The organism is Neobacillus camarae (genome assembly GCF_054950115.1).
In genome coordinates this window covers 1,362,170-1,384,912 of record NZ_JBUCKX010000001.1, presented here as the reverse complement: position 1 = coordinate 1,384,912, position 22,743 = coordinate 1,362,170, and the positions used below count along the sequence as shown (strand labels likewise).

The 22,743-nt window shown below is 42.0% G+C and carries 23 protein-coding genes; 7 read left to right on the top strand and 16 right to left on the bottom strand.

What is annotated here, in order from left to right:
* The first annotated feature begins 483 nt into the window (after window positions 1-483).
* The gene (locus tag ACY8D0_RS06295) at window positions 484-2,919 is read left to right on the top strand and encodes a cytochrome P450 (RefSeq protein ID WP_462409965.1); all 2,436 of its coding nucleotides are present in this window, start codon (window positions 484-486) and stop codon (window positions 2,917-2,919) included.
* 61 nt (window positions 2,920-2,980) lie between these two features.
* On the opposite strand, the gene ACY8D0_RS06290 is transcribed toward ACY8D0_RS06295, so the two are convergent.
* Window positions 2,981-3,241, bottom strand: coding sequence for a hypothetical protein (locus ACY8D0_RS06290; protein ID WP_462409618.1), 261 nt, complete (start codon window positions 3,239-3,241; stop codon window positions 2,981-2,983).
* A gap of 272 nt (window positions 3,242-3,513) precedes the next feature.
* On the opposite strand from ACY8D0_RS06290, the gene ACY8D0_RS06285 reads away from it, so the two are divergent.
* On the top strand, window positions 3,514-3,969 hold the full coding sequence (locus tag ACY8D0_RS06285) for a CBS domain-containing protein (protein ID WP_462409617.1): 456 nt from the start codon (window positions 3,514-3,516) through the stop codon (window positions 3,967-3,969).
* Between the two features lie 202 nt (window positions 3,970-4,171).
* Here the strand turns inward: ACY8D0_RS06285 and ACY8D0_RS06280 are convergent, their stop codons facing one another.
* The 8 genes from ACY8D0_RS06280 to ACY8D0_RS06245 form a co-directional block, all read right to left on the bottom strand.
* On the bottom strand, window positions 4,172-5,062 hold the full coding sequence (locus tag ACY8D0_RS06280) for a YitT family protein (RefSeq protein WP_462409616.1): 891 nt from the start codon (window positions 5,060-5,062) through the stop codon (window positions 4,172-4,174).
* Between the two features lie 197 nt (window positions 5,063-5,259).
* On the bottom strand, window positions 5,260-6,102 hold the full coding sequence (locus ACY8D0_RS06275) for an aldo/keto reductase (RefSeq protein ID WP_462409615.1): 843 nt from the start codon (window positions 6,100-6,102) through the stop codon (window positions 5,260-5,262).
* A gap of 139 nt (window positions 6,103-6,241) precedes the next feature.
* Entirely contained in the window at window positions 6,242-6,970 is a 729-nt protein-coding gene (locus ACY8D0_RS06270; protein WP_462409614.1) for a sirohydrochlorin chelatase, read from the bottom strand.
* Between the two features lie 29 nt (window positions 6,971-6,999).
* The gene (gene cysC, locus ACY8D0_RS06265) at window positions 7,000-7,599 is read right to left on the bottom strand and encodes an adenylyl-sulfate kinase (RefSeq protein WP_462409613.1); all 600 of its coding nucleotides are present in this window, start codon (window positions 7,597-7,599) and stop codon (window positions 7,000-7,002) included.
* Between the two features lie 11 nt (window positions 7,600-7,610).
* Window positions 7,611-8,759, bottom strand: coding sequence for a sulfate adenylyltransferase (sat, locus tag ACY8D0_RS06260; RefSeq protein ID WP_462409612.1), 1,149 nt, complete (start codon window positions 8,757-8,759; stop codon window positions 7,611-7,613).
* 1 nt (window position 8,760) lies between these two features.
* Window positions 8,761-9,861 (bottom strand): sulfate permease, encoded by a 1,101-nt coding sequence (locus ACY8D0_RS06255; RefSeq protein WP_462409964.1) that lies wholly within the window; start codon window positions 9,859-9,861, stop codon window positions 8,761-8,763.
* Between the two features lie 6 nt (window positions 9,862-9,867).
* Entirely contained in the window at window positions 9,868-10,584 is a 717-nt protein-coding gene (locus tag ACY8D0_RS06250) for a phosphoadenylyl-sulfate reductase (protein ID WP_462409611.1), read from the bottom strand.
* 82 nt (window positions 10,585-10,666) lie between these two features.
* On the bottom strand, window positions 10,667-10,822 hold the full coding sequence (locus ACY8D0_RS06245; protein WP_462409963.1) for a YezD family protein: 156 nt from the start codon (window positions 10,820-10,822) through the stop codon (window positions 10,667-10,669).
* A gap of 283 nt (window positions 10,823-11,105) precedes the next feature.
* Here ACY8D0_RS06245 and ACY8D0_RS06240 point away from each other — a divergent pair, with 283 nt between their 5' ends.
* Window positions 11,106-11,963 (top strand): MBL fold metallo-hydrolase, encoded by an 858-nt coding sequence (locus ACY8D0_RS06240; RefSeq protein WP_462409610.1) that lies wholly within the window; start codon window positions 11,106-11,108, stop codon window positions 11,961-11,963.
* Between the two features lie 64 nt (window positions 11,964-12,027).
* On the opposite strand, the gene htpG is transcribed toward ACY8D0_RS06240, so the two are convergent.
* On the bottom strand, window positions 12,028-13,908 hold the full coding sequence (htpG, locus tag ACY8D0_RS06235; RefSeq protein WP_462409609.1) for a molecular chaperone HtpG: 1,881 nt from the start codon (window positions 13,906-13,908) through the stop codon (window positions 12,028-12,030).
* Window positions 13,909-14,112: 204 nt separating this feature from the next.
* The gene (locus ACY8D0_RS06230; RefSeq protein WP_462409962.1) at window positions 14,113-15,582 is read right to left on the bottom strand and encodes a PAS domain S-box protein; all 1,470 of its coding nucleotides are present in this window, start codon (window positions 15,580-15,582) and stop codon (window positions 14,113-14,115) included.
* 346 nt (window positions 15,583-15,928) lie between these two features.
* Between ACY8D0_RS06230 and ACY8D0_RS06225 the strand changes: the two genes are divergently transcribed.
* The 3 genes from ACY8D0_RS06225 (at window position 15,929) to ACY8D0_RS06215 (ending at window position 17,430) form a co-directional block, all read left to right on the top strand.
* Window positions 15,929-16,288 carry a carboxymuconolactone decarboxylase family protein gene (locus tag ACY8D0_RS06225; protein ID WP_462409608.1) on the top strand — a complete coding sequence of 120 codons (360 nt, stop codon included), beginning with the start codon at window positions 15,929-15,931 and terminating at the stop codon, window positions 16,286-16,288.
* Window positions 16,289-16,477: 189 nt separating this feature from the next.
* A complete protein-coding gene (locus ACY8D0_RS06220; protein ID WP_462409607.1) occupies window positions 16,478-16,684 on the top strand; it encodes a capping complex subunit for YIEGIA in 207 nt (68 codons plus the stop codon).
* A gap of 128 nt (window positions 16,685-16,812) precedes the next feature.
* The gene (locus ACY8D0_RS06215; RefSeq protein ID WP_462409606.1) at window positions 16,813-17,430 is read left to right on the top strand and encodes a YitT family protein; all 618 of its coding nucleotides are present in this window, start codon (window positions 16,813-16,815) and stop codon (window positions 17,428-17,430) included.
* A 7-nt stretch (window positions 17,431-17,437) separates the two neighbouring features.
* Here ACY8D0_RS06215 and cysC (ACY8D0_RS06210) read toward each other — a convergent pair whose 3' ends face one another.
* The 5 genes from cysC (ACY8D0_RS06210) to ACY8D0_RS06190 are packed head-to-tail and all read right to left on the bottom strand — an operon-like array spanning window position 17,438 to window position 21,312.
* Entirely contained in the window at window positions 17,438-18,034 is a 597-nt protein-coding gene (gene cysC / locus ACY8D0_RS06210) for an adenylyl-sulfate kinase (RefSeq protein ID WP_462409605.1), read from the bottom strand.
* A 43-nt stretch (window positions 18,035-18,077) separates the two neighbouring features.
* Window positions 18,078-19,247, bottom strand: a complete 1,170-nt coding sequence (gene sat / locus ACY8D0_RS06205; protein ID WP_462409604.1) for a sulfate adenylyltransferase — start codon at window positions 19,245-19,247, stop codon at window positions 18,078-18,080.
* Between the two features lie 41 nt (window positions 19,248-19,288).
* Window positions 19,289-19,999 carry a phosphoadenylyl-sulfate reductase gene (locus ACY8D0_RS06200; protein WP_462409603.1) on the bottom strand — a complete coding sequence of 237 codons (711 nt, stop codon included), beginning with the start codon at window positions 19,997-19,999 and terminating at the stop codon, window positions 19,289-19,291.
* A gap of 30 nt (window positions 20,000-20,029) precedes the next feature.
* Window positions 20,030-20,560, bottom strand: a complete 531-nt coding sequence (locus tag ACY8D0_RS06195; protein WP_462409602.1) for a histidine phosphatase family protein — start codon at window positions 20,558-20,560, stop codon at window positions 20,030-20,032.
* The gene (locus ACY8D0_RS06190; RefSeq protein ID WP_462409601.1) at window positions 20,545-21,312 is read right to left on the bottom strand and encodes a phosphosulfolactate synthase; all 768 of its coding nucleotides are present in this window, start codon (window positions 21,310-21,312) and stop codon (window positions 20,545-20,547) included. The genes ACY8D0_RS06195 and ACY8D0_RS06190 overlap by 16 nt, the downstream gene beginning before the upstream one ends.
* Window positions 21,313-21,531: 219 nt before the next feature.
* On the opposite strand from ACY8D0_RS06190, the gene ACY8D0_RS06185 reads away from it, so the two are divergent.
* Window positions 21,532-22,725, top strand: coding sequence for an MFS transporter (locus ACY8D0_RS06185; RefSeq protein WP_462409961.1), 1,194 nt, complete (start codon window positions 21,532-21,534; stop codon window positions 22,723-22,725).
* Window positions 22,726-22,743: the final 18 nt, after the last annotated feature.

The window sequence follows — 22,743 nt, the reverse complement described above, 5'->3', positions numbered from 1 at the left end:
AACAGGGTTCATCGCAGCATAAATTGGGAGTTCGTCTATTGGTGTACCAGTTTCTTTTCTGAAGGGGGGAACTAATAATTGTTTATAAGAAAGAGAGGAAGAATGATCCATCCTTTCACTTCCTTTGCATCTTTTTAATCATCCTATTCAGGTTACATAATTTTTATCACTGTTTGGTATTGAAACAGACTGGGCAGGAACGGATATAAAAATAGGTATAGGAAACTCTGTACTTTTTGAGACAACCAAAGTTTTGTTTTTTTAATATAACGAACAGTCATTTGTGAGTGACAGTATTAATCAATTAACATTTTGACAATAGTCATCAATGAACTAACATTTATCCCGCCTGCATGTAAACGCTTACAGTGTTTGATGACTTTCTTTCAATCATTCCTTTGTCGAAATGCGAAAAAAATGTTGAATTGTGTCATATTTTTTCGACATTTACCTACTTATGGGATAAGCGTTTTCATGTTACTAATGAGTAAAATATTGATTTTTTTTTTATATATATATAAGGGACAGACCTATGGCCCGCTAGGAAATCTTCCTCAGCTGGACCTTAACCGCCCCTCCCAATCAATCATGAAACTGGGACTTCAATACGGACCTATTTTTAAACTGAAATTCCCTACCGGTACGGGGATTTTTGTCACGACAGGGGAATTAGTTAAAGATGTTTGTGATGAATCCCGGTTCGATAAACTGGTGAATGCCCCGCTGAAAAAGGTCCGGTCCTTTTCAGGGGATGGATTGTTTACCAGTTGGACGAAGGAGGATAATTGGCGCAAGGCACACAATATTCTGCTCCCCGCGTTCAGCCAGAGTGCAATGAAAGGGTACCATTTGATGATGGTGGATATTGCTTCCCAGCTCATTCAAAAATGGGCACGGTTAAACTCAGATGAGAGTATCGATGTCCCTGAAGACATGACCCGTTTGACATTGGACACCATCGGCTTGTGCGGCTTTAATTATCGGTTTAACAGCTTTTATCGCGAAAAACCGCACCGTTTCATTAAAAGCATGGCCCGCGCACTTGATGAAGCCATGCATCAAAGCAACCGACTAGGAATCCAAGACAAACTCATGGTAAAGAACCGGCAACAATTCCAGCGGGACATTGAGTACATGTTTTCCCTTGTTGACCGGATTATACAAGAAAGAAAATCAAGCGATGAGCATGACACCGACGACCTTCTATCCAGGATGCTCAACAGTGAGGACCCGGCAACGGGAGAAAAACTGACTGATGAGAATATACGTTATCAAATTATTACCTTCTTGATTGCCGGCCATGAAACAACCAGCGGTTTATTGTCGTTTGCCCTGCATTTTCTGATGAAGCACCCGGATAAGCTCGCTAAGGCTTATGAAGAAGTGGATCGTGTATTAACCGGACCGGTCCCCTCCTATCAACAGGTACGGAATCTAAAATACATCCGGATGATCCTCAACGAAGCGCTGCGATTATGGCCGACCGCACCGATGTTCTCTCTTTACGCAAAGGAAGACACCGTTCTTGCCGGGAAATACTCCATAAAGAAAAGGGATGTCGTGAACATCTTAAACCTTAATTTGCATAGGGACAAAGAGGCTTGGGGAGACGATGTCGAAGAATTTAAACCGGAACGTTTCGAGGACCCGAAAAAGGTTCCCCACTTTGCGTTTAAACCATTCGGAAATGGACAGCGGGCCTGCATCGGCCAACAATTTGCCATGCACGAGGCCACCCTGCTAATCGGTATGATTTTAAAAAACTTTGATTTAATTGACCATACAAACTATCAATTAAAGATAAAGGAAACACTGACCTTAAAACCTGATGGATTGACAATGAAAGTTCGCTCGCGCCTGCAGCAGGACTCGTACTCTTTTGTGCTTCCAGATACCGGTGCCTCCTTCGCTGAAAGCGAAAAGCCGCTGTTCCCTGTACAGGGTTCCCATGTTCCGGCCCATCAAACACCGCTTTTGGTGTTATACGGATCTAATTTGGGCACCGCAGAAGGCATTGCCCGCAATCTGTCGGAAACAGGAAAAGCGAAGGGATTCCAAACGACATTGGCCGCACTGGATGAGTTTGTTGGCAAGCTTCCTAAGGAAGGGGTTGTTTACATTGTGACGGCCTCCTACAACGGGAAGCCGCCAAAAAATGCCCGAAAGTTCGTCAAATGGCTGCAGGAAAATGAGGAACTGGATTTAAGTGGTGTGCAATATACTGTTTTTGGCTGTGGCGATACCAACTGGGCCAGCACCTATCAAAATATACCGAATTTAATAGATGAAAAATTGGCCGAAAGAGGGGCGAAACGTATCGCTTCCAAAGGTCAAGGCGATGCAAGCGGTGACTTTGACCGTCAAGTCGTAGATTGGGATCAACAATTATGGCCAACGGTAATCGATGCATTAGGTTTGGACCTTGATGACCCTTCCAATCTCCACGGCGAATCACTGTCCATCCAATTCTTGCATGAAAATCAAGAATATCTGAGTGCGGATCAGCGGGGGAATGCCGAAAAAGGAATCCTGTCTCCTGCTAACCCTGCTTCGTTGGTTGAGCGAGTTCTTCATCGATTTGGGTTAGATAAAGATACCCTAATGATTTTGACAGGCAACCCACAGGACTATCACCATCTGCCTTTACATTTTCCTATCCGTGCTTGGGATTTACTAAGCTATAGTGTAAATGCCCAGACCACAGCTACACTCGAGCAAATACAAGAGCTGGCAGAGCATACTGTCTGCCCTCCACACAAAAAAGAATTGGAAGCGTTACTGCAAGATAACCAATATGACGTACAGGTTTCGGAAAAAGGGATCACCATGTTGGATTTCTTGGAAAAATACCCGGCATGTGAACTGCCTTTCGAAAGGTTTATCCAGCTTTTATCGCCGCTAAAAACAACTAGTCATTAACTAGAATAATAACCAAAAAGAGAATCCGAGGAACATTTCCTTGGATTCTCCTTTTTATTTATCATCTTTTCTTCCTATAAAAACTCAGGTAAAAGATAACCAAAGGTATTAATAAAAATAAATAAAACCAGCCTCCCTGTGTTGCCAGAACAATAGCCGGAAAAATCAGAGCACACCCGCTAATTAAAAAGGCAATCCAGGACTTTTTCCATGCCCCCCAAATAAACAATAACCCTGAAACAATGATTAACCCCCAAAGAATCATAGCTGCCAAAAAGAAACTCCAATCAGCAAAAATAAAACCAAGCCAATAGTTTTCCACCAATATACCCTCCCGGTATTGTTTAACCGCCGGCAAAAAATTTTCGCTTATATTTCATGTATTTTTGAATCTAGTAATATATCATATACAAAATTGGAAAAACAGGTTCGTGGTTTAGCCCGCCCATTAGCCGGTAAATTTAACAGATAAGCATTGGTTTGAAGAGATGGTTAAACACATGACATTTTGACGAGACAGCAAATAAGGGTATAATACAATCAAATCAAACCAATTTACACACGTGTTTATCTTAAAAGGAGAAAGCCAAACCGATGTTAGCACATGAAATCATGATAAGTAATGTTCATAAAGTAAAAGAAGACGAAACGGTAAGGTCTGTGGTGGAGAAATTCATTGAGTACCGAATCAGTGGACTTCCTGTCGTGAATGACCGGAACGAAGTTGTCGCCTATGTAAGTGACGGGGATCTATTAAGATATATCGGCAGGCATGAGGACCGGATTGTGGATAATTTTTACTATACGTTTGTCATCAAAGGTGACCAAGAAGAATTTGAGGAACGTGAAAAACGTCTCTTGGACTTAAAAGTGATGGAAATCGCCAAGAAAAAAGTCATTACAGTCAAATGGGATGATGATATCGAAGTGATTGCCGCCCTGTTGGGAAAAAAACAGATTAAAAAAGTTCCGGTAGAACGGAATGGTGTTTTGGCGGGCATTATCAGCCGCGGCGATGTAATCCGGAACGCTTTTAAAGCATTGCTCTAACGATGTATAAAAAGAGGATGATTGACTTAGGTGCCCTGCCTAAATATCATCCTCTTTTTTTATTGATTAGAAAAACTATTGAGTTTGAGAATTGTCCCTCTCCACAAGGAAGGCTTCGGGAGCATAAGCACGAACGAACAAAATGCGATGGCATTTTGGAGGAGGCCTGTCGAGCGCTGACCAGGGCACTTCCGCCTTTCTCTTAATGTATATTTTTCTTTTTAAAATTGCCGCCTCTGACTTCGGCGATATCGGCAATGGCAAGGAATGCCGATGGGTCAATTTCCTCAACAATGGTTGTGAGTTTGGATTCTTCGAGTCGGCTGATAATACTAAATACGACCTTTTTATGGTCCCCAGTAAAGGCGCCTTCCCCTTTTAAATAAGTAACCCCTCTGCCTAACCTATCATTGACAGCATTGCCGATTTCTTCTGCCATGTCACTGATAATCCAAACAGATTTCGATTCTTCCAGCCCTTGAACGACAGTATCAATCGCTTTAGAAGCGATGACATAGGCTAACAGGGAATACATCGCCCGGTCCCAAGTAAACACGAAGCCGGCTGCAGATAAAATAAAAAAGTTCATAAACATGATGATTTGCCCAACGGAGAACGGAACTTTTTTGTTAATGACAATGGAGAGGATTTCGGTACCGTCTAATGCTCCGCCGTTGCGGATGACTAATCCTACACCGATTCCTAAAATCATTCCTCCAAATACAGTGGCTAAAAGGATATCCTCAGTAAAAGCGGGTATGGGGTGAAAAAATGAGGTAAAAAGAGATAAGACAATAATTCCATATATGGTAGAAAAAGCAAATGTTTTTCCCATTTGTTTATAACCCATATAGACAAATGGCAAGTTCAGAATGAATAGAAATAGCCCTAACTTCCAACCGGTAATATGTGCAATCATAATCGAGATACCGGTAATCCCTCCGTCAATGACGTTGTTCGGAACCAAAAAGATTTCCAGCCCTGTTGCCATAAGAATGGCTCCTATGGTAATAGCGATAATCCTGAATATAATTCTGGATAAAGGCAGTTTTCGATGCTGCTGGTGTAGAAGCGTTTTTTCGAGTTCTGTCATTCAATCACTCCTCGTTATGTTTTTATTGGATATTGCTTAATAGAATCACCCCAGAATCTTAAGAGATTTCTAAATATACTTATATTTTACCATTTTCCAACTCTAATGTGAACCTTTGTTCACTTTATTATTAGTTCCAAAGTCTTCTAGCCCCAATCAGCGGAAATGTGACTTTCCGCTGATTTAAGGTTCTTACTTTACCCTTCAAAACCGGCACTCATCGTGTCGGGATCCGAACCGACTCGCTCATCCTTATTCAAGGCATCAATCTTCTTCATGTCTTCATCTGACAACTCGAAATCAAATATGTTGGCATTTTCGATGATACGGTGTTCTTTAATCGATTTTGGAATAGTGATGACCTTCGTTTGTAAATCCCATCGTAAAATCACTTGTGCGGCTGATTTGCCATACTTGGCCGCAATCTCATTAATGACGGAATCGTCGAGTAATTGGCCTTGCTTTAATGGCGACCATGCCTCCAACTGAATCCCTTGTTCTTGGCAATAGGCTAAGAGGTCCTTCTGGGTTAAATGTGGATGGTATTCAACCTGATTGACCATTGGCTTAATTTCTGCGTCTTTTAATAATTCTTCCAAATGATGAATTTTAAAGTTGCTTACGCCAATCGCCCGGACACGGCCATCTTTGTAAAGCTGCTCGAGTGCTTTCCAAGTTTCTTTAAATTTCGTTTTCCCAGGCCAGTGTATGAGGTATAAATCCAAGTAATCCAAACCTAATTTCTTTAAGCTTGTTTCATATGCCCTTAGGGTTGACTCGTAGCCTTGGTCGCTGTTCCAAACCTTGGAGGTAACAAATAATTCTTCTCTCGAAACCCCGGATTCCCGTATGGCCTGTCCGACTCCCTCTTCATTTTGGTAAATGGCAGCGGTATCAATGCTGCGATAACCGTTCTTGATTGCGGCTTTAACCGAATCAACTACTTCGGTTCCTTCCTTTACTTTAAAAACCCCTAGTCCAAACCATGGCATTTTGACCCCGTTATGTAATGTGGTGGTGTCGGTTAAACTTGTTGGCATTTCGGTTATTCTCCTTTCGATATGTAGTAAGCCAGGACGAAGATATTATGTCCTTATTCTTATTTTACCTATTCATGGGAAAAATCGCATTAAAAAAGCACTCCACAAAGGAAGTGCTTTCTTGTCTGCAATCCATTTACTATGACTCCATGGCCCGTTCCATGATAATATCCTCAAATGCTCGGTGACTGCTTAGCGGGCCTGTATGGATAATGCTTTGCCCGTTTTTTTGCCGGTTTCGGACCTCCAAATTCACTTCAGCCAATAAAAGACCGGAAAATAATAAATAAGGAATGACAATAACCCGGCCACTTGACGTAATGGCCGAAATAGATTCAATGCCTTCTTTGAATCGGGGTTCGGTTGCAGCCAAATAACAAACCGAGATATTCCCTGCTCCAAGCCGATTTTGAATTCCTGCGGCAATTTCTGAAAAAGCGGCATGAATGCCGGGGTCACTGCTTCCCCTGCCAACGACCAGAATCGAATCCTGTTGACCGAGGTCCATGATTAATTGTCTGACCAGTTCAGCGATGGCATCCAATATCTTATCTTGCACGCCAAAAGGATTCCTGACATTCACCTTTACTTGTGGATATTCCTTTTTTAATAATGACAAAGCGTCCGGTATATCTTGTTTAATGTGGCCGGCGGCTAATAGAAAAAGCGGAACAACGGTAATCTCCGTTGCCCCGCGTTGTACGCAGCGCCTAAAGCCTTCCTCTATCGACGGCTCCGTTAATTCAAGAAAACTGAATTCCTGTATCGGCACAGGAATCCGTTCCATTACCCGACGGATAAAAGCTATTGCCTCTTCAGCCCCTTTTTTCGAACGGGTACCGTGCCCGATATATAGGATTGCTTTCATTGCGTACTCCTTTCTCCACTCGAAGCGGTTTATATAATATTCTTTTCTCTTAAATAATGTAATATTTGTTCAACCGCTTCGTCAACTGCCAACTTGGACGAATCAATGGTTATTTCAGGAGTTCCCGGAGCTTCATATGGGGAATCAATACCGGTAAAATCCTTAATTTCCCCGCGGCGGGCCTTGGCATAAAGCTGCTTTGGATCGCGGCGTTCACACTCTTCGATTGGGCAATTAATGTACACCTCGATAAAATCCCCTTCTTCAAACAAGGCCCGTACGTGGTCTCGGTCGGAACGGAACGGGGAAATAAAAGCGGTGGTTACGATCTTGCCGCTATCCACGAACAGTTTTGCCACTTCACCGATCCTGCGGATGTTTTCGGTCCGGTCATGTTCTGAGAACCCAAGATCCTTATTTAACCCATGCCGGATATTATCCCCGTCCAGAACATATTCATTTATTCCCAACCGAAATAATTGGCTGGACACAGCGTTTGCAATCGTCGATTTTCCGGAGCCTGAGAGTCCGGTGAACCATAATGTGCAGCTTCCGTGGCCATTTTGCGCATGTCTGTCTTGTTTTGTAATGGTGGTTTCATGCCATGTTATATTCGTTGATTTCGACATTTTTCTTCTCCTTAAACCGTTGTTTTTTCCCTCATGCCTTCAATCAGTACCTCCACGACCTCTTTACGGCTAAACGTTGATGGAGGCAGTACACCGGCGCGGAGCATTTCTCTTACTTTCGTACCAGAAAGAATCACGCGGTCTTCTTTGCCGTGCGGGCAGGTTTTATCAGAAGCCATGCCTTCGCATTTCGTGCAATAGAAGCTATGTTCAAAGAATAATGGTTTGATTCCCAGTTCTTCTTCAGTAAAATGGCTAAAAATATGTTGGGCATCATAGGTGCCATAGTAATTACCGACACCGGCATGGTCGCGGCCGACAATAAAGTGCGTGCAGCCAAAGTTCTTCCGGGCAATTGCATGGAAAATGGCCTCTCTCGGTCCGGCGTAGCGCATGGCTGCAGGATAGACACCTAACTGAACACGTTCTTTTGGATAATAGTTATCCAACAGTACCCGGTAGCTTTTCAAACGAACTTCGGCAGGCACATCGTCGGATTTGGTTTCTCCTACAAGCGGGTTGACGAACAATCCATCGACTGTCTCCAAAGCCGCTTTTTGAATATACTCATGGGCACGGTGGATCGGATTTCTTGTTTGGAAGCCTACTATCGTTTTCCAGCCCTTTTCCTCAAAAAGAGCCCTAGTTTCCTTTGGCTCAAACCATACATCACCAAAGACTCCTTTTTCTGATTTTTTGATAAGGACCACTTCCCCTGCGACATATATAGGTCCTCTTTCAAACAATCGTTTTACGCCAGGGTGGGCCAATTCGGATGTTTTGTAGACTTCTAAAGCTTCTTTCTCCAAATCCGGTTCAAACCATTCCGAGACTTTAATGACACCATAAACTTCCCCGCCAAATGTGAGTTTATACTCCTCGCCAACCGTTAACGTCCCGGCTGTTTCATATGATACTGGGAGAGTAACAGGAATCGACCAAACCGTTTTGTCTGCCAATCTCATGTTTGAGACAACAGATTCGTAATCCTCTTTCCCCAAGAAACCTGTTAGTGGACTGAATAACCCGATGCCGATCAGCTCCAAATCGCTTAACGCAATCGTATCTAGCTCAATCTCTTTCACAATATTTGATACCTTATAGTTAGGATTAAAAGCGTCTACCAGCTTTCCTCCATGTGGTTTTGGTAAAAATGACATATTAATCAACCTCTCTTAATGTGTTATTCATTTCTGCTACATTTGATTTATTGATTGCTCCGATGGCGGCGGCCTTCTTCATTAAAGAATTCACACCCAAAACGGAGATAATAACGCCTATCATAACGACGATTGGGTAAATATTCTGTTCAATTACCAATTGTATGATGGTATAGGAAAGAACCATCGATAATACCGGCGAAACAGCCCAAACAGTCAGGAGCTGAACCACAATGTCCTTTTTTAATACCTCTTTCCCGTGTTTGGCAAACCCAATTCCAATAATGGAAGATGTGGTGATTTGCGTAAGGGGAATTGGGATTCCAAATAAAGAGGCTGTTGTAACGATACTGGCTCCTGTGCCGGAAATGATACAACCCTCTTCCAGCCTGAGTGCGGTTATTTTTTTTCCATTCGTTTCAATCACACGGTGGCCAAACAAAAAAGCACCGCCAGCGACCGCTAAGCCGCCCCAAAGTACTGCATTCCCTTTGGTCATTAAGGATGCTGCCACTAAGGGACCTACAGCGTTAGCCACATTATTCATCCCCGCAGAGAAGGCTTCGAATAATCCCATAAAAACAACTAATATTGCTAACACTGGACCAGCTTTGGGTTTTGCCGTCCAAGTTTGAAAAACCTTCAACTTTAATAAGTTCGCGGCAGCAACTGCAATGGAAAAAGCTACGACAGGAGATAGCAGCCAGAAAAGGACAATCCAAATCAAATGGTTAACGTAGACGGATTGGTAAACAATACCGGCACCAACTACTGCACCTACAGCCACTTCACTGGTTGACAATGGGATTCCAAACACATTTGCCAAAAATAAAGAAAGAGCCGCCGAAGCTAACACGATCAATGCAATTGCGTTAGTAAAGGTACTGCTGGGGACAAGGCCGCTGCCAATGGTCTTGACAACCTCTCCCCCTCCAAGGTAAGCACCTAAGAAAACAGCTATGGAGCACAGAAATAGTGCAAATTGTTTCTTTACGACCCCTGCACCGTAGGAAATTCCCATTGAGGCAGCTGCACCGCTAGCACCAATATTGACTGCAAAAAATATTCCAATTGTTATAGCAATGATGGTTACCGTAGGAATCCCTCCTTATGTCGTGTGTAAACCACACTCTGTCTTACTGCTTCCAGTCCATCGTCCGGCACGGGAATCCCCTCCCGCCTCAACGGTTTGTGTGCATGGGAAGCAGCCGATACTTGGGTAATTACGGTCATGCAATTCGTTATATGGAAGGTCCTTTTCCCGGATATATTCCCAAACTTCATCCCATGTCCAATGGATTAATGGACAAACTTTGATATTCTTGAATTTTTCATCCTTGTTTAGGAATTGGGTGTCCTTCCTTGTCGGGGATTGATCCCTGCGCAGCCCGGAAATCCAAGCTTTCTTTGCGGACAACGTTTCCCGGAGAGGCAGGACTTTCCGAATGTGGCAGCATTGGTTCGGATCCCGCTTCCATAGCGCGGTGCCATACTCGGCCGCCTGTTCTTCTAAAGTTAACGAGGGCTGTTTTCTCTCAATATTTAAAGAAGGGAACCGGGCTTCAATCCGGTCAATGACGTCATAAGTCTCGAGAAAATGCAGTCCTGTATCTAAAAACACAATGCGGGCATCCGGTTTAACTTGATGAATTAAATCAATTAATACAATGGCCTCGGCGCCAAAACTAGAGGAATAAACGATTTGGTCTTCCGGATAGTGCCGGTAGGCCCACTCCAAAACCTGCAGGGCTCCTTTGGTTTTATTCTCTATGGAAAAGGAATCGGAAATTTGGTTCCAATTTTCATAGGTTAGTAAATTAGTCATTTCATCAGCCTCCATTTATTCCAATAAAAAAAGGCAGTCTTCCACCAAGTATTTGGTGTTGGACCGCCTCTAGTTTGTCTAGTCAGCGTGGTTTATTTGATTGAAGACGAACCTTTTCACTTTTCTCAATTTGAATAACTTTGCCGTCCTGTACAATTAATGTAATGGATCCAAATTGGATATTCGAAAGCATTCTCTCTACATGCTCAGCAATTTCTTGCCATTCTGATGGTTTCAGCGGATTCGCCCCCCTTTTCCACCTTGCTCCCGACTTTGCCGGGTTTCAAAGCCTTATTTGATAAAAATTTAATTAATTGGTTGAGATTAATCCTATTATACCAATAGGAATTTGTCAATATAATAACTTGAAATATTTTAAAAATTTAATTTCAGTGATTACCCGGGGCAACAGTCATGCACCCTTCTCCAGTGCAAGCAGCCCTTTTCCATTGGAATAATTGTATATCCTTGTTTAAAACTACTCTTAGTTTGTTACTTTTACAGGACAAGGGGTCATATCCATGGATAAAGAACTATCATATGGCAGTGATTATAAGTTCATTCCTGCTACTTCTATCGGAAGCGGGGTAGGAATAGCAGTCTTACCAGATATCTATTCTTATACGATTCAAATCGTCAATATTATTTTTGTCGGTAACCCAGGGACAAAGGAATTTGTGTTGGTGGATGCGGGAATGCCCTATTCAGCCGATGAGATTATCAGAATAACGGAGGAAAGGTTTGGGGAGGGTGCCTCTCCAAAGGCCATTGTTCTTACGCATGGCCATTTTGACCATGTGGGAGCCATTGTGGAACTAGTTGAGAAATGGCAGATCCCTGTTTATGCACACGAGTTGGAAATGCCATACTTAACCGGTCAAAAGAGCTACCCGGAGCCGGATCCTTCTGTTGAAGGGGGAATGGTCGCGAAAATGTCCCCCCTCTTCCCAAATGAACCGATAAATCTCGTAAACCATGTGACGGTCCTGCCTGCGGACGGAAGCGTGCCAAACATGCAAGGGTTTCGGTGGATTCATACTCCTGGGCACTCACCAGGACATGTATCTCTGTTTCGGGACTCCGACAAGGTACTCATTTCCGGTGATGCTTTCATTACTGTTAAGCAGGATGAACTATTAGACGTCATGACGCAGCAACAGGAATTACATGGTCCTCCACGATATTTGACGACTGATTGGAACGCCGCTTGGAATTCAGTCAAAGTACTGGAAGCTTTAAAGCCAGCCGTAGCTGTGACAGGTCATGGTTTGCCTATGTCTGGTGAACCATTAAAAAATGGATTGGCCATGCTTGTAAAAGAGTTTGGCAATCGTGAAATTCCAGATTACGGGAAATATGTAGATGGACAGCTGCAATAAACAGCATAAAAAAGGGCGGAAGAGGATTGTTAGTCAATCCGTCTTCCGCCCTTTACTGTTTTAATTAAACCATAATCTTGCAAATATTATTAGTGAATTCTGTTGGGTCTTCAATTGGCAGACCTTCAATCAATAAGGCTTGATTATATAGCAGTTGGGTATAAAGAGTTAGTTTTTCTTTATCGTTCTCAAATGCTGCCTTCAGTGAATGGAACACATCATGGTGGACGTTAATCTCCAAAACTTTATCTGCTTTCACATTTTGATTGTTCGGCATCATATTTAGGACTTTTTCCATCTCGATGGAAACATCACCATCCGCCGTTAAACATACGGGATGCGATTTTAACCGTTTCGAAATACGGACATCCTTTACCTTGCCGGCTAAAAGGTCTTTCATGAACTCAAACAGCTCTTTGTTGTCCTTTTCTTCTTCGGCAGTGACCTGATCTTTTTCGTCCGTCTCAATGCCCAAATCCCCGCTGGCAACGTTTTTAAATTCCTTCTCTTTGAATGACATCAGCATTTTAATGGAGAACTCATCGATATCATCCGTGAAATACAGAATTTCATAGCCTTTTTCCGCGACTAATTCGGTTTGCGGCAGCTTCTCGATTCTTTCGTTGGTGTCACCTGTCGCATAATAAATGTACTTTTGCCCTTCAGGCATTCTCGACACATACTCATCGAGTGTCACCAGCTTTTTCTCTTTGGAAGAGTAGAACATTAACAAATCCTGCAATTCCTCTTTATGAGTGCCATAATCGCTGTATACGCCGAATTTTAACTGCCTGCCAAAAGCTTTATAAAACTCTTCGAATTTTTCGCGGTCATTTTTCAATAAACTCAATAATTCCGTTTTAATTTTTTTACTAATATTTTTGGCAATCAATTTTAATTGACGGTCGTGCTGCAGCATTTCACGGGAGATATTTAAGGATAAATCCTCGGAATCAACCAATCCTTTGACAAAGCTGAAGTAGTCAGGAAGCAGGTCGGCACATTTGTTCATAATTAACACACCGCTGGAATAGAGTTCCAAACCCTTTTCATATTCTGATGAATAATAATCAAACGGAATATTTTCCGGGATATACAATATGGCATTATATCTGATAGCTCCGTCTACACTAATATGGATGTGTTTAAGCGGTTTATCAAATCCATAACGCTTCTCAGTGTAGAAATTATGATAATCCTCATCCGTCAGTTCTGATTTGTTCTTACGCCAAATTGGAACCATGCTGTTGATGGTTTCCTCTTCTTGGTATTCTTCATAGTCGTTTTCAGTGTCCGGTTTCTTTCTGCTTTTTGTAACCTCCATTTTAATGGGGTAGCGGATGAAATCGGAATACTTTTTAATGATGGACTTTAGGCGGTATTCTTCTAAATATTCATCATAATTTTCATCTTCTGTACTCTCTTTAAGCTTCAGGATAATTTCGGTTCCGACCGCCTCTTTTTCACATGGGGATATGGTGTATCCTTCCGCGCCGGTCGATTCCCATTTATAAGCCTCATTGCTGCCTAGTGCTTTACTAATCACGGTAACTTGATCGGCTATCATAAAGGCGGAATAAAATCCAACGCCAAATTGACCGATAATGTCATAACCGTCTTTTAATTCATTCTCGGATTTGAAGGCCAGCGAGCCGCTTTTTGCAATCGTTCCCAAATGGCTTTCAAGCTCTTCCTTGTTCATCCCGATTCCTGAATCGATAATTTTTAATGTGCGGTTTTCTTTGTCGGCCTCAATTTTTATGTAGTATTGGTCTTTGTCGAATGTTAACGTATCATCCGTGAGGGCTTTATAATAGATTTTGTCAATCGCGTCACTGGCATTGGAAATAAGCTCCCTAAGGAAAATTTCCCGATGGGTATAGATGGAATTAATCATCATATCCAGCAATCGCTTAGATTCGGCTTTAAACTCTTTCGTTTCCACTTTGACCTCTCCTCTAATTTAGTTCAAACATAATTATAAATCATTCGTTCTGCCATCTTCAACTGTTAGCACTCAATATAAGAGAGTGCTAACAATTATTTTAATATCATACATTTATAAATGAGTCAATACTTTATCATTATCGCATACATTATTTTAATAAATAAAAACGAACAATAATCATTATTGTCCGTTCATCAGCAGCTATAGCGGCAGAGTCATTTCAATTGCCGTTCCGTTTGGACTGCTGGATATATGAAATGTCCCATTATGGTTTTTAATAATCTGCATACTAATCATCAGCCCAAGACCCGTTCCATTTTCCTTAGTCGTAAAGAATGGCTGGCCGACCCGTTCCAACTGATGTTCCGGTATTCCAATCCCTTGATCAATCAACCGTATGACGACCGCAGTTTCACCCTGTCTCTCGACTTCAATCCTTATATCACCGCCACTTGGCATCGCCTCAATGGAGTTTTTCAATAAGTTGATAAATACCTGCTTTAATTGGTTTTCATCACAGATTAACAGCGGGATTTCAGATGGACAATCGATACTTACCCTTATATTATTTAAAATCGCCTGAGTATCAATAAGGGCCTTGACATCTTCGAGGATTTTCAAAATATAGGCTTGTTTATACTTTTGGCCCTGTGGCTTTGACAGCAATAATAATTCGCTAAGGATTTGCTCAATCCGGTTCATTTCTGAGTTGATAATTTCCAGATAGTTAGGTCTAATATTCTTATCGGCTTCCATTAACTGAAGAAATCCCTTAATAGCAGTTAAAGGGTTCCTTATTTCATGGGCGATTCCAGCGGCAAGCTGACCGGCAACCGACAGCTTTTCGGATTGTATCAGTAATTTTTGCGTTTTCTTTAATTCTGTTACATCCCTTATAATGATATGCCTTGCCGGCTCATTCTGATAGATGGCAGGAATGGCTTTGACTTCCACATCAATAATCTCACCGTCAAACCGGACAAGCTTTGCTTCGATAAATTCGACAGTATTTCCGGTTTCTACTTGTTTTACGCGTTTATCAATAATGTCATGAAAATCACTGACTAAAAAATCATACATATTACGGCCGATTAAATCCGACTTTTCCCTGGCCTCCAGCAATTTGATAGCGGTATTATTCGCAAACAAAATTTGCTCATGTTTGGCGATCACAACCGCATCCAACGAATGTTCGACAATTTCACGGTAAATTTCTTCCCGCTGTTGAATTTCGTCTGTCAGCCTTCTCCTGCGTTGTTTAATCTCGGTTATATCTTTGGCGATTCCGTAAACGCCAATAATTTCTTCATCCACAACAATTGGATAATTGGTAATATTGACATCGAAAATACCACCATTATGATGGATAACTTGACAATCAAAATTCTGCAGTTTTCCTTCCAATGCCTTATAAAAAAAAGCAAGTGCCCTGTCTAAATGTTCTACTGTGACAACTTTCATATAGGTCAGTTTTGACAAATGCTGTGATTCATAGCCAAAAATCCGTTCACATGCAGGATTTAACGGCAAAAAGAACCCGTCTAAATCCATCACATAGATGGCATCCGAATCGCATCCGAATAACGAGCTATATTGATTCAAACTCCCTTTAATATGATTTTCCAACAATTGCCGCTTGTGCTTTTTAATACTTGAAATAGAAGTATTCATCACTCTAATTTAGATCCTTTCTTCATATCTTTAAAAAAAACCAAATTAGAAACCATACTTCTAACTTGGCGCATGTCTAGGATCAATCATTCAACAACGTTCGTCATATTTCTTTTATCCTACTATAATAGTAATGGTTCATGAGTAGATTTTCAATATGTTTCTCCGTTATAAAAGGCTCGAAAAATGGCAGAATATGTTGGGAAATTTTTTCATTCCTTCATTCTCATTCTTCATTTTCCATTCGGTTCACATACTCACATCGTCGAGTAAACAAAGAGCATTCGGAATATATTAAGTAGGGATAGTCAGCTAACCCGGAAAACCACAAAAAGGAGTGACTGTTTTGGAAGCCCAAAACCAAACACAAGAGGCATTACTGCAGTATAAACAAGGAGTGGGAACGTTTACCGAAAAAATGCCTCAACTTGCCAGAGCCTGCAATGAATTTACTGAAATCTGTTTTCAGGAAGGGCAGTTGAGCCAAAAACAGAAACAACTGATTGCACTTGGAATCGCGCTAAACTCCCAAGACGAATATTGTATTATTTATCATCTTAAAGGCTGTTTGGACCATGGCTGTTCTGAGGAGGAGATTTTAGAGGCAGTCGGTGTTTGTGCAGCATTTGGCGGAGGTGCTGCCATGAGTCAGGCTGTGACTCTCGTTCAGCAAGCTATCGTTGATTTAAACCAGATGCCCCATTAATTCTGGCAAAAACTTAGAAAAGTTAGCTAGAAGTTGGTGCCGAATACACAATCATTTTTTCAAATGAAAGCGCCGGATCTACTGGTCCTGCGCTCCTAAATTTATCGGTTTGTATCTTATTAGCCAGGCTGCACTTTTCTCAGCAGGCTATCCCTTGTAAATCATAAGAAAATGTTCGAGGTGCGACGTATGGGCAGAGAGTCATCGCAAAATCCAAGTTACAAGATTTTGGCTTACTTAACAGCCAATCCTGACCGAAAAGTTACAGGTGCCCCGCTTTTTTTAACACTGAAGGACGAAATGGAATTAAGGGAAACCACGATGGAGATTGCAAATGCCTTAAAGGCCGATCTCGTAAAGTTAAAAAATAATGATTACCTGATTATTCAGGAATAGGCTTTCTATTTTTTCCGGTTCTTTCATAATTTTTTTAAGCACCTCATAGAATGGACAAGGAGGCAGCTTATAGGAGGAATGAAAGTGAAGAATAAATTCAATAAAAATAGAGATCAGTCCTATTTCCGATGAAAAGAACCATTTTGACCTATTTTTGCCTGCTGGTTGGGGCCACTTTGCAAGGAATGTCGATGTCCTTGTTTTTGTTTCCTCATTCTATTCCCTCCGGTGGCGCAGCGGGCATTGCTATTCTATTAAATCACTGGTTTCACTTGTCGTTAGGTTTTTCTTTGTGGCTGGCCAATGTAGTCTTTTTATTGTTTGCCTTAAAATATTTTGGTTACACCTGGACTTTTAGAACCATCGTCTCGGTGGCAACCACCTCTACGGTTGTTACAATTCTTACCAGCACCATACCGCATTTTCATATTCACACATTCTTTGACGTTGGGGCAGGCAGCATTTTCTTCGGAGTTGGGGTAGGATTATTAATTCGCGCAGGGGCTTCCAGTGGCGGGATGGTCATCCCTGCATTAATGATTGCAACCTACAAAAATTGGAGCCCTGGAAAAGTCATGATGGGAATTAATTTATTAATCTTTTTGTTAACAGCGCTGGTCATTGATTATAAAATCGTCTTGTATGCTATTGTCTGCCAGTTTTTCTCCACCAATATTATAGATTTTATTTATGAGCTAAAGTTCCAAAACTTGTTTTTCTTATCGGCCAATTGGAGAAAAAGATAGGAAGACCTCATAAAAGGATCTCCCTATCTTTTAAATAACCGATTATAAAAGCTACAGATTCCTCAATCGTCACTTTATTTGTTTCGATTTTGATTTCAGGCTGTACTGGCGGCTCATAAGGTGACGAAATCCCGGTAAAATCGGGAATTTCCCCTTTCCGCGCTTTTTGGTATAAGCCTTTGGGGTCCCGGTCCTCACAGACCTGAATTGGGCAATGCAGGTAGATTTCAACGAATTCATCCGGTTCAAACAGGCCCCTTACTAATTCCCTGTCTTCCCGGAACGGGGAGATGAACGCGGAAGAAACAATCTGCCCACTGTCGACAAACAATTTTGCCACTTCCCCGATTCTCCTTATATTTTCCTTGCGGTCCTCTGCCCTAAAGCTTAAATCCTTGTTTAATCCATGGCGGATATTATCTCCATCCAAAACATAACTGTTAATCTTGTTTTGAAATAATGCATAATCAACTGCATTGGCCAGTGTCGATTTTCCCGAACCTGAAAGACCTGTAAACCACAGGACACAGCTTTTATGGCCATTTAATCGATGCCGTTCGGCTTTTGTAACCGTTGTTTGATGCCAAGTGATATTTCGACTCATTTCAATATCCACACCCTCTGAACATTTGACTAAGGTAACAGATTTATTTTAGTAAATTAGAGATTTTTTGATTTTCATATACCTCTTTCATGCCCTCAATTAAAACCGCCACTACTTCCGGGCGGCTGAATTCTTTTGGAGGTTGCACACCACTCTTTAACATCTCCCGCACTTTTGTCCCGGATAAAATGACGCGGTCCTCATCCCCATGCGGACAGGTTTTTTCTGATGCCATGTTTTCGCATTTCCTGCAGTAAAAACTATTTTCAAAGAACAAAGGCTTAATTCCTAATTCTTCCTCTTCAAAGTGACTAAAGATTTTTTGAGCATCATACGTACCATAATAATTTCCAACACCAGCATGGTCTCTGCCAACAATGAAGTGAGTACATCCGAAGTTTTTACGGACAATAGCATGAAAGATGGCTTCGCGGGGGCCGGCATAGCGCATTGATGCCGGAAAGACGGAAAAGAACACACGGTTATTTGGATAATAATTTTCCAAAAGTACCTGATAGCTCTTCATGCGAATTTCACCGGGGATATCATCGGATTTTGTTTCTCCGACTAACGGATTCAAGAACAGTCCGTCCACAGTCTCCAAGGCCGATTTTTGGATATATTCATGGGCGCGATGGACGGGATTCCGGGTTTGGAACCCGACTACTGTATTCCAGCCTAATTCGCGAAACTTCTCTCTAGTCTGTTCTGGGTCCAAATAATAAGAAGGGAAATTGGATTTCTCCGGACGGCACACCATGGTAATCGGGCCGGCCACGTAAACAGCTGGACGGTCAAACAGCTTATTGACCCCAGGATGCTTTCTCTCTGTAGTTTTATAAACATTTTCTGCTTCCCAGTGTTTATCCGGCAAATACTTTTCGGTCACTTCCAGGACGCCGTAGATTTTTCCTTGGTGGATAAGATTAATTGTTTCCCCCATTTCCAGTTGCTCCGCTTGTGCATGTGGAACGGCCAAGGTGATAGGCAAAGACCAAGGAAGTCCATCAGCCAGTCTCATCCGTTCGACAACCGAACGATAATCGGCTTCGCCCATAAATCCTTCAAGTGGGCTATAGGCCCCATTTGCAATTAACTCTAAATCACTAAGCTCCAGCTTGTCGATTTCCACATAATTAGCCGAATAATCAACAAGCAGATCAAAGTTGATTCGGTTTATTAATTTGCCGCCATGCGGGGTATTTTTTTTCAACGGATTTCCTCCTCGTACCTGTTTTATTTTGTCGTTAAAAATTAGGATGGATGGAGCCCGCACTCCGTTTTCGATAATCCAGCCCAGCGCCCAGCCCGCGAATCGCCTGCATCACCAACAGATTGTGTGCAAGGGGCACAGCCAATACTCGGGTACCCCAAGTCATGTAATGGATTATAAGGGAGTTGATTAAGGTCTAGATACGTCCTTATATCACTCCACGTCCAATCAACAAGTGGGCATATCTTGATTTTTTGAAATTTATCGTCCTTGTTAATGTACTGGGTATGGCTCCTTGTCGGAGATTGATCCCTCCTTAGCCCTGAAATCCAAGCTTTGGCCCCGCTTAGTGCTTCCTTTAGTGGTTCAACCTTTCGCATCTGGCAGCATAAGTTCGGATTATACTTCCATAACTCCCCGCCATACTGTTTCGCTTGTTCTTCCAAGGACAATTTTGGTTTTACCATATGGATATTTAGCGATGGGTACCTTGTTCTCACTTGTTCAATTAAGGCGTAGGTTTCCGGGAAGTGCAGCCCTGTATCAAGAAAGATAATTTGGGCATCTCGTTTTACCTTATGAATCAAATCAATCAGGACAATTCCTTCAGCCCCAAAACTGCATGAATACACGATCTCATCCTGGTATTCTTGAAAAGCCCATTTTAGAATATCCAAAAAGTCAGGCTGCTGGCTTATAATATCACTGACCTCTTCCTCATTCCATGTTTCATAGGTAAGTGTACCGGCCAATGATCATCCCCTCCTTTTCGCTCTTTTATTTTAAGGAAACAATAGCGTAACGCAGGAATTGTTATCAAGATTGCGCTGGTTCATCTGATTGATATGGCCGAACTCCGCATAGGAGAGCATCGCTCTAATCCACGAGCCGTGGCCGAAGACCAATAAATTGGAAACCATTTTATACTTATCTAAAAACAGGACAATCCGATTTTGTAAATTTGCTAAGCTCTCACCCAGGATTAATTCTTTTGGATTGGTGATCCATTGTTCTCCGTAATGGTCGATTAATGTTTGCTTCGGCACTCCTTCAAATGGCCCAAAATCCAATTCATCCAGTAACCCTTCTGTTTCTGCCTCAAATCCATAAAGCCTGGCTGTCTGATGGGTCCGTTTCAGGGTGCTGGCGAGAACAAGGTCAAACGGGGCAAGTTGTTGCAACAAGTGCTGATTTTGGATAATTCCTTGCCGATATTCCTCGGCTAATGGCAAAATATCGATATCCCGTTTTCCTTGCAGCCACGTTATCTTATTCCATTCCGTGGGAAGATGCCGGATTAAAGTAAGTTGCATTCAATATCCTCCAGATAAAAAGTTTCACTTCTTAAACCAACCCGCTGTGTCTCCAATACTAGGACGTCGTGAATTTTCACGTTACCCAAATTGACATTAGGGCCAATCTCTTTAATAAAGTACATTTGATGTTTATGGGAAGGCGCCTCAAAAATAATTTTGTTCGGGTCCACCTCCCGGATCAGCTCACGGATTATATCAAATTTAATTTCTCCGCTTTTTTCGTAAATGCCCGAAGTCCCCGAATCCCTGCCCTCGGTTATGACATATTCGCAGCCCGTTGCAAGCAACTGGTCAATTTCACTCTTCCATTGGGATATGTCCATATCCTTTTCACAGTCCTTTGAACCCACTTCGGCAATAACATGAAATTCGCTCTTTAACTTGGAAATGAGATGGAGACGTTCTTGGATTGATATGTCAAAAGTCCCGTTGGATACCTCAATCCATTCGATACCTAAAGAATGAAGATAATTCACATAATCCGGAATTTTGTTTTGGTAATAGCATTTTTCAAATAATGTCCCGCCACAGTACGGGCGGACACCATATTCTTTGTATAAGTTAATCTTTTCCCGTAAATTTGGTGTTAAATAGGCGGACCCAATGCCAATTTTGGCGATGTCAATGAGGTGGCCATAATCGGCCAGTATATGTTTCAGTTCCCCTATGGGAGTGCCAAAATCCACTACTGAAGTGAGACCGTAACTTCTTTTCCCTGTAGTTCTTTCTGGTAGTGTCAAAAAATCCATAGGCAAAGCGCCTCCTCTTTTTTTCTAGGATAGAGTATTCAAAATATGGGTGAATGTGTAAGGAATTAGGCTGTTTTATTAGAAATTAGGCAAATGCCTTGAATAAACCTGTGTGCCAAATCAAACAATAAAGGAGGCTTATTATCACAGTTAGGGGTGTGCATTTTGGTAAAGCAAAAGCATAAAGGCTTGACAATCGCAGCCATCAGTTCCATCCCAATGATTTTGGTTTTGGGGAACTCCATGTTAATTCCAATTCTGCCACGGATGAAGTCTGAACTGGATATTTCTCAGTTTAAAGTAAGTATGGTCATATCTGTTTTTTCAATCGCCGCTGCTATTTCGATTCCTGTATTAGGATATTTTTCCGACCGTTTCTCGCGTAAAGCCGTGATTATACCAGCACTCATTTTATATGGGAGCGGAGGTTTGCTAGCAGGTGCAGCATCTGCATGGTTTTCGAGCGCCTATACCTGGATTTTGGCGGGAAGGATCATGCAAGGGATTGGAGCTGCTGGCACCGCCCCGATTGCTATGGCATTAACAGGCGACCTGTTTAAAGGCGGTGAACAAAGTAAAGTGTTGGGTTTAGTTGAGGCTTCAAACGGCTTCGGCAAAGTAATCAGTCCAATTATTGGATCACTTTTAGCACTTTTGTTCTGGTATGCTGCCTTCTTTGCATTCCCGATTTTTTGCTTAGCCTCAATCCTGCTAACCATCTTTTTTATTAAAGAAGGTAAAGCAAAAAAGGAACCTCCGCCCGTCGGTAAATATGTGAAAGGACTGGCCTCGGTATTTAAAACTGAAGGCCGCTGGCTATTTGCCGCTTATTTGACAGGAGCGGTCTGCCTGTTTACCTTATTTGGTATTCTTTTTTATATTTCCGATATTCTTGAGAAACAGCACGGTATTGATGGGCTGCTAAAAGGGGCCATTCTTGCGATTCCTTTGTTGTTTATGACAACCACTTCTTATATTACTGGGAGTAAAATCGGAAAAAGAATGAAGCTGATGAAGTCGTTAATAGTTTTAGGTCTGATATTGATGACGGCTTCTTTTGCCTGTCTCATCTTCTTCAAAAGTCTTGTTCCGTTCTTTTCCGTACTGGTTGTCAGCAGTATCGGAACGGGTTTGGTCCTCCCTTGTATTAACAGCTTTATCACCGGTTCCGTACCAACGGACCGCCGGGGATTCGTTACTTCTTTATATGGTTCCGTCCGTTTCTTAGGGGTTGCCATCGGGCCACCTATCTTTAGTACCTTAATGGAATGGTCCCTAACCGGAATGTTTCTGACTACAGCAGGGCTAACCCTTTTATGCGCGGTATTATGTATGGCACTCATCCATGTGGCCAAGAAAGAAAAACCTTCAAAAGAAAACGATACTTTATTCGAAAAACTGCAGTTTACTTAGAAAAAGCGGAAACGCTTG

Bases quoted from the DNA above. Each gene is read 5' to 3' on its own strand.
- ACY8D0_RS06275 (WP_462409615.1), bottom strand. From the start codon at position 6,102: ATGCCAACAAGTTTAACCGACACCACCACATTACATAACGGGGTCAAA.
- ACY8D0_RS06270 (WP_462409614.1), bottom strand. From the start codon at position 6,970: ATGAAAGCAATCCTATATATCGGGCACGGTACCCGTTCGAAAAAAGGG.
- ACY8D0_RS06280 (WP_462409616.1), bottom strand. From the start codon at position 5,062: ATGACAGAACTCGAAAAAACGCTTCTACACCAGCAGCATCGAAAACTG.
- ACY8D0_RS06240 (WP_462409610.1), top strand. From the start codon at position 11,106: ATGGATAAAGAACTATCATATGGCAGTGATTATAAGTTCATTCCTGCT.
- ACY8D0_RS06195 (WP_462409602.1), bottom strand. From the start codon at position 20,560: ATGCAACTTACTTTAATCCGGCATCTTCCCACGGAATGGAATAAGATA.
- cysC (WP_462409613.1), bottom strand. From the start codon at position 7,599: ATGTCGAAATCAACGAATATAACATGGCATGAAACCACCATTACAAAA.
- ACY8D0_RS06285 (WP_462409617.1), top strand. From the start codon at position 3,514: ATGTTAGCACATGAAATCATGATAAGTAATGTTCATAAAGTAAAAGAA.
- ACY8D0_RS06185 (WP_462409961.1), top strand. From the start codon at position 21,532: ATGATTTTGGTTTTGGGGAACTCCATGTTAATTCCAATTCTGCCACGG.
- cysC (WP_462409605.1), bottom strand. From the start codon at position 18,034: ATGAGTCGAAATATCACTTGGCATCAAACAACGGTTACAAAAGCCGAA.
- sat (WP_462409612.1), bottom strand. From the start codon at position 8,759: ATGTCATTTTTACCAAAACCACATGGAGGAAAGCTGGTAGACGCTTTT.
- ACY8D0_RS06295 (WP_462409965.1), top strand. From the start codon at position 484: ATGAGTAAAATATTGATTTTTTTTTTATATATATATAAGGGACAGACC.
- ACY8D0_RS06230 (WP_462409962.1), bottom strand. From the start codon at position 15,582: ATGAATACTTCTATTTCAAGTATTAAAAAGCACAAGCGGCAATTGTTG.
- ACY8D0_RS06215 (WP_462409606.1), top strand. From the start codon at position 16,813: ATGAAAAGAACCATTTTGACCTATTTTTGCCTGCTGGTTGGGGCCACT.
- ACY8D0_RS06190 (WP_462409601.1), bottom strand. From the start codon at position 21,312: ATGGATTTTTTGACACTACCAGAAAGAACTACAGGGAAAAGAAGTTAC.
- ACY8D0_RS06220 (WP_462409607.1), top strand. From the start codon at position 16,478: ATGGGCAGAGAGTCATCGCAAAATCCAAGTTACAAGATTTTGGCTTAC.
- ACY8D0_RS06250 (WP_462409611.1), bottom strand. From the start codon at position 10,584: ATGACTAATTTACTAACCTATGAAAATTGGAACCAAATTTCCGATTCC.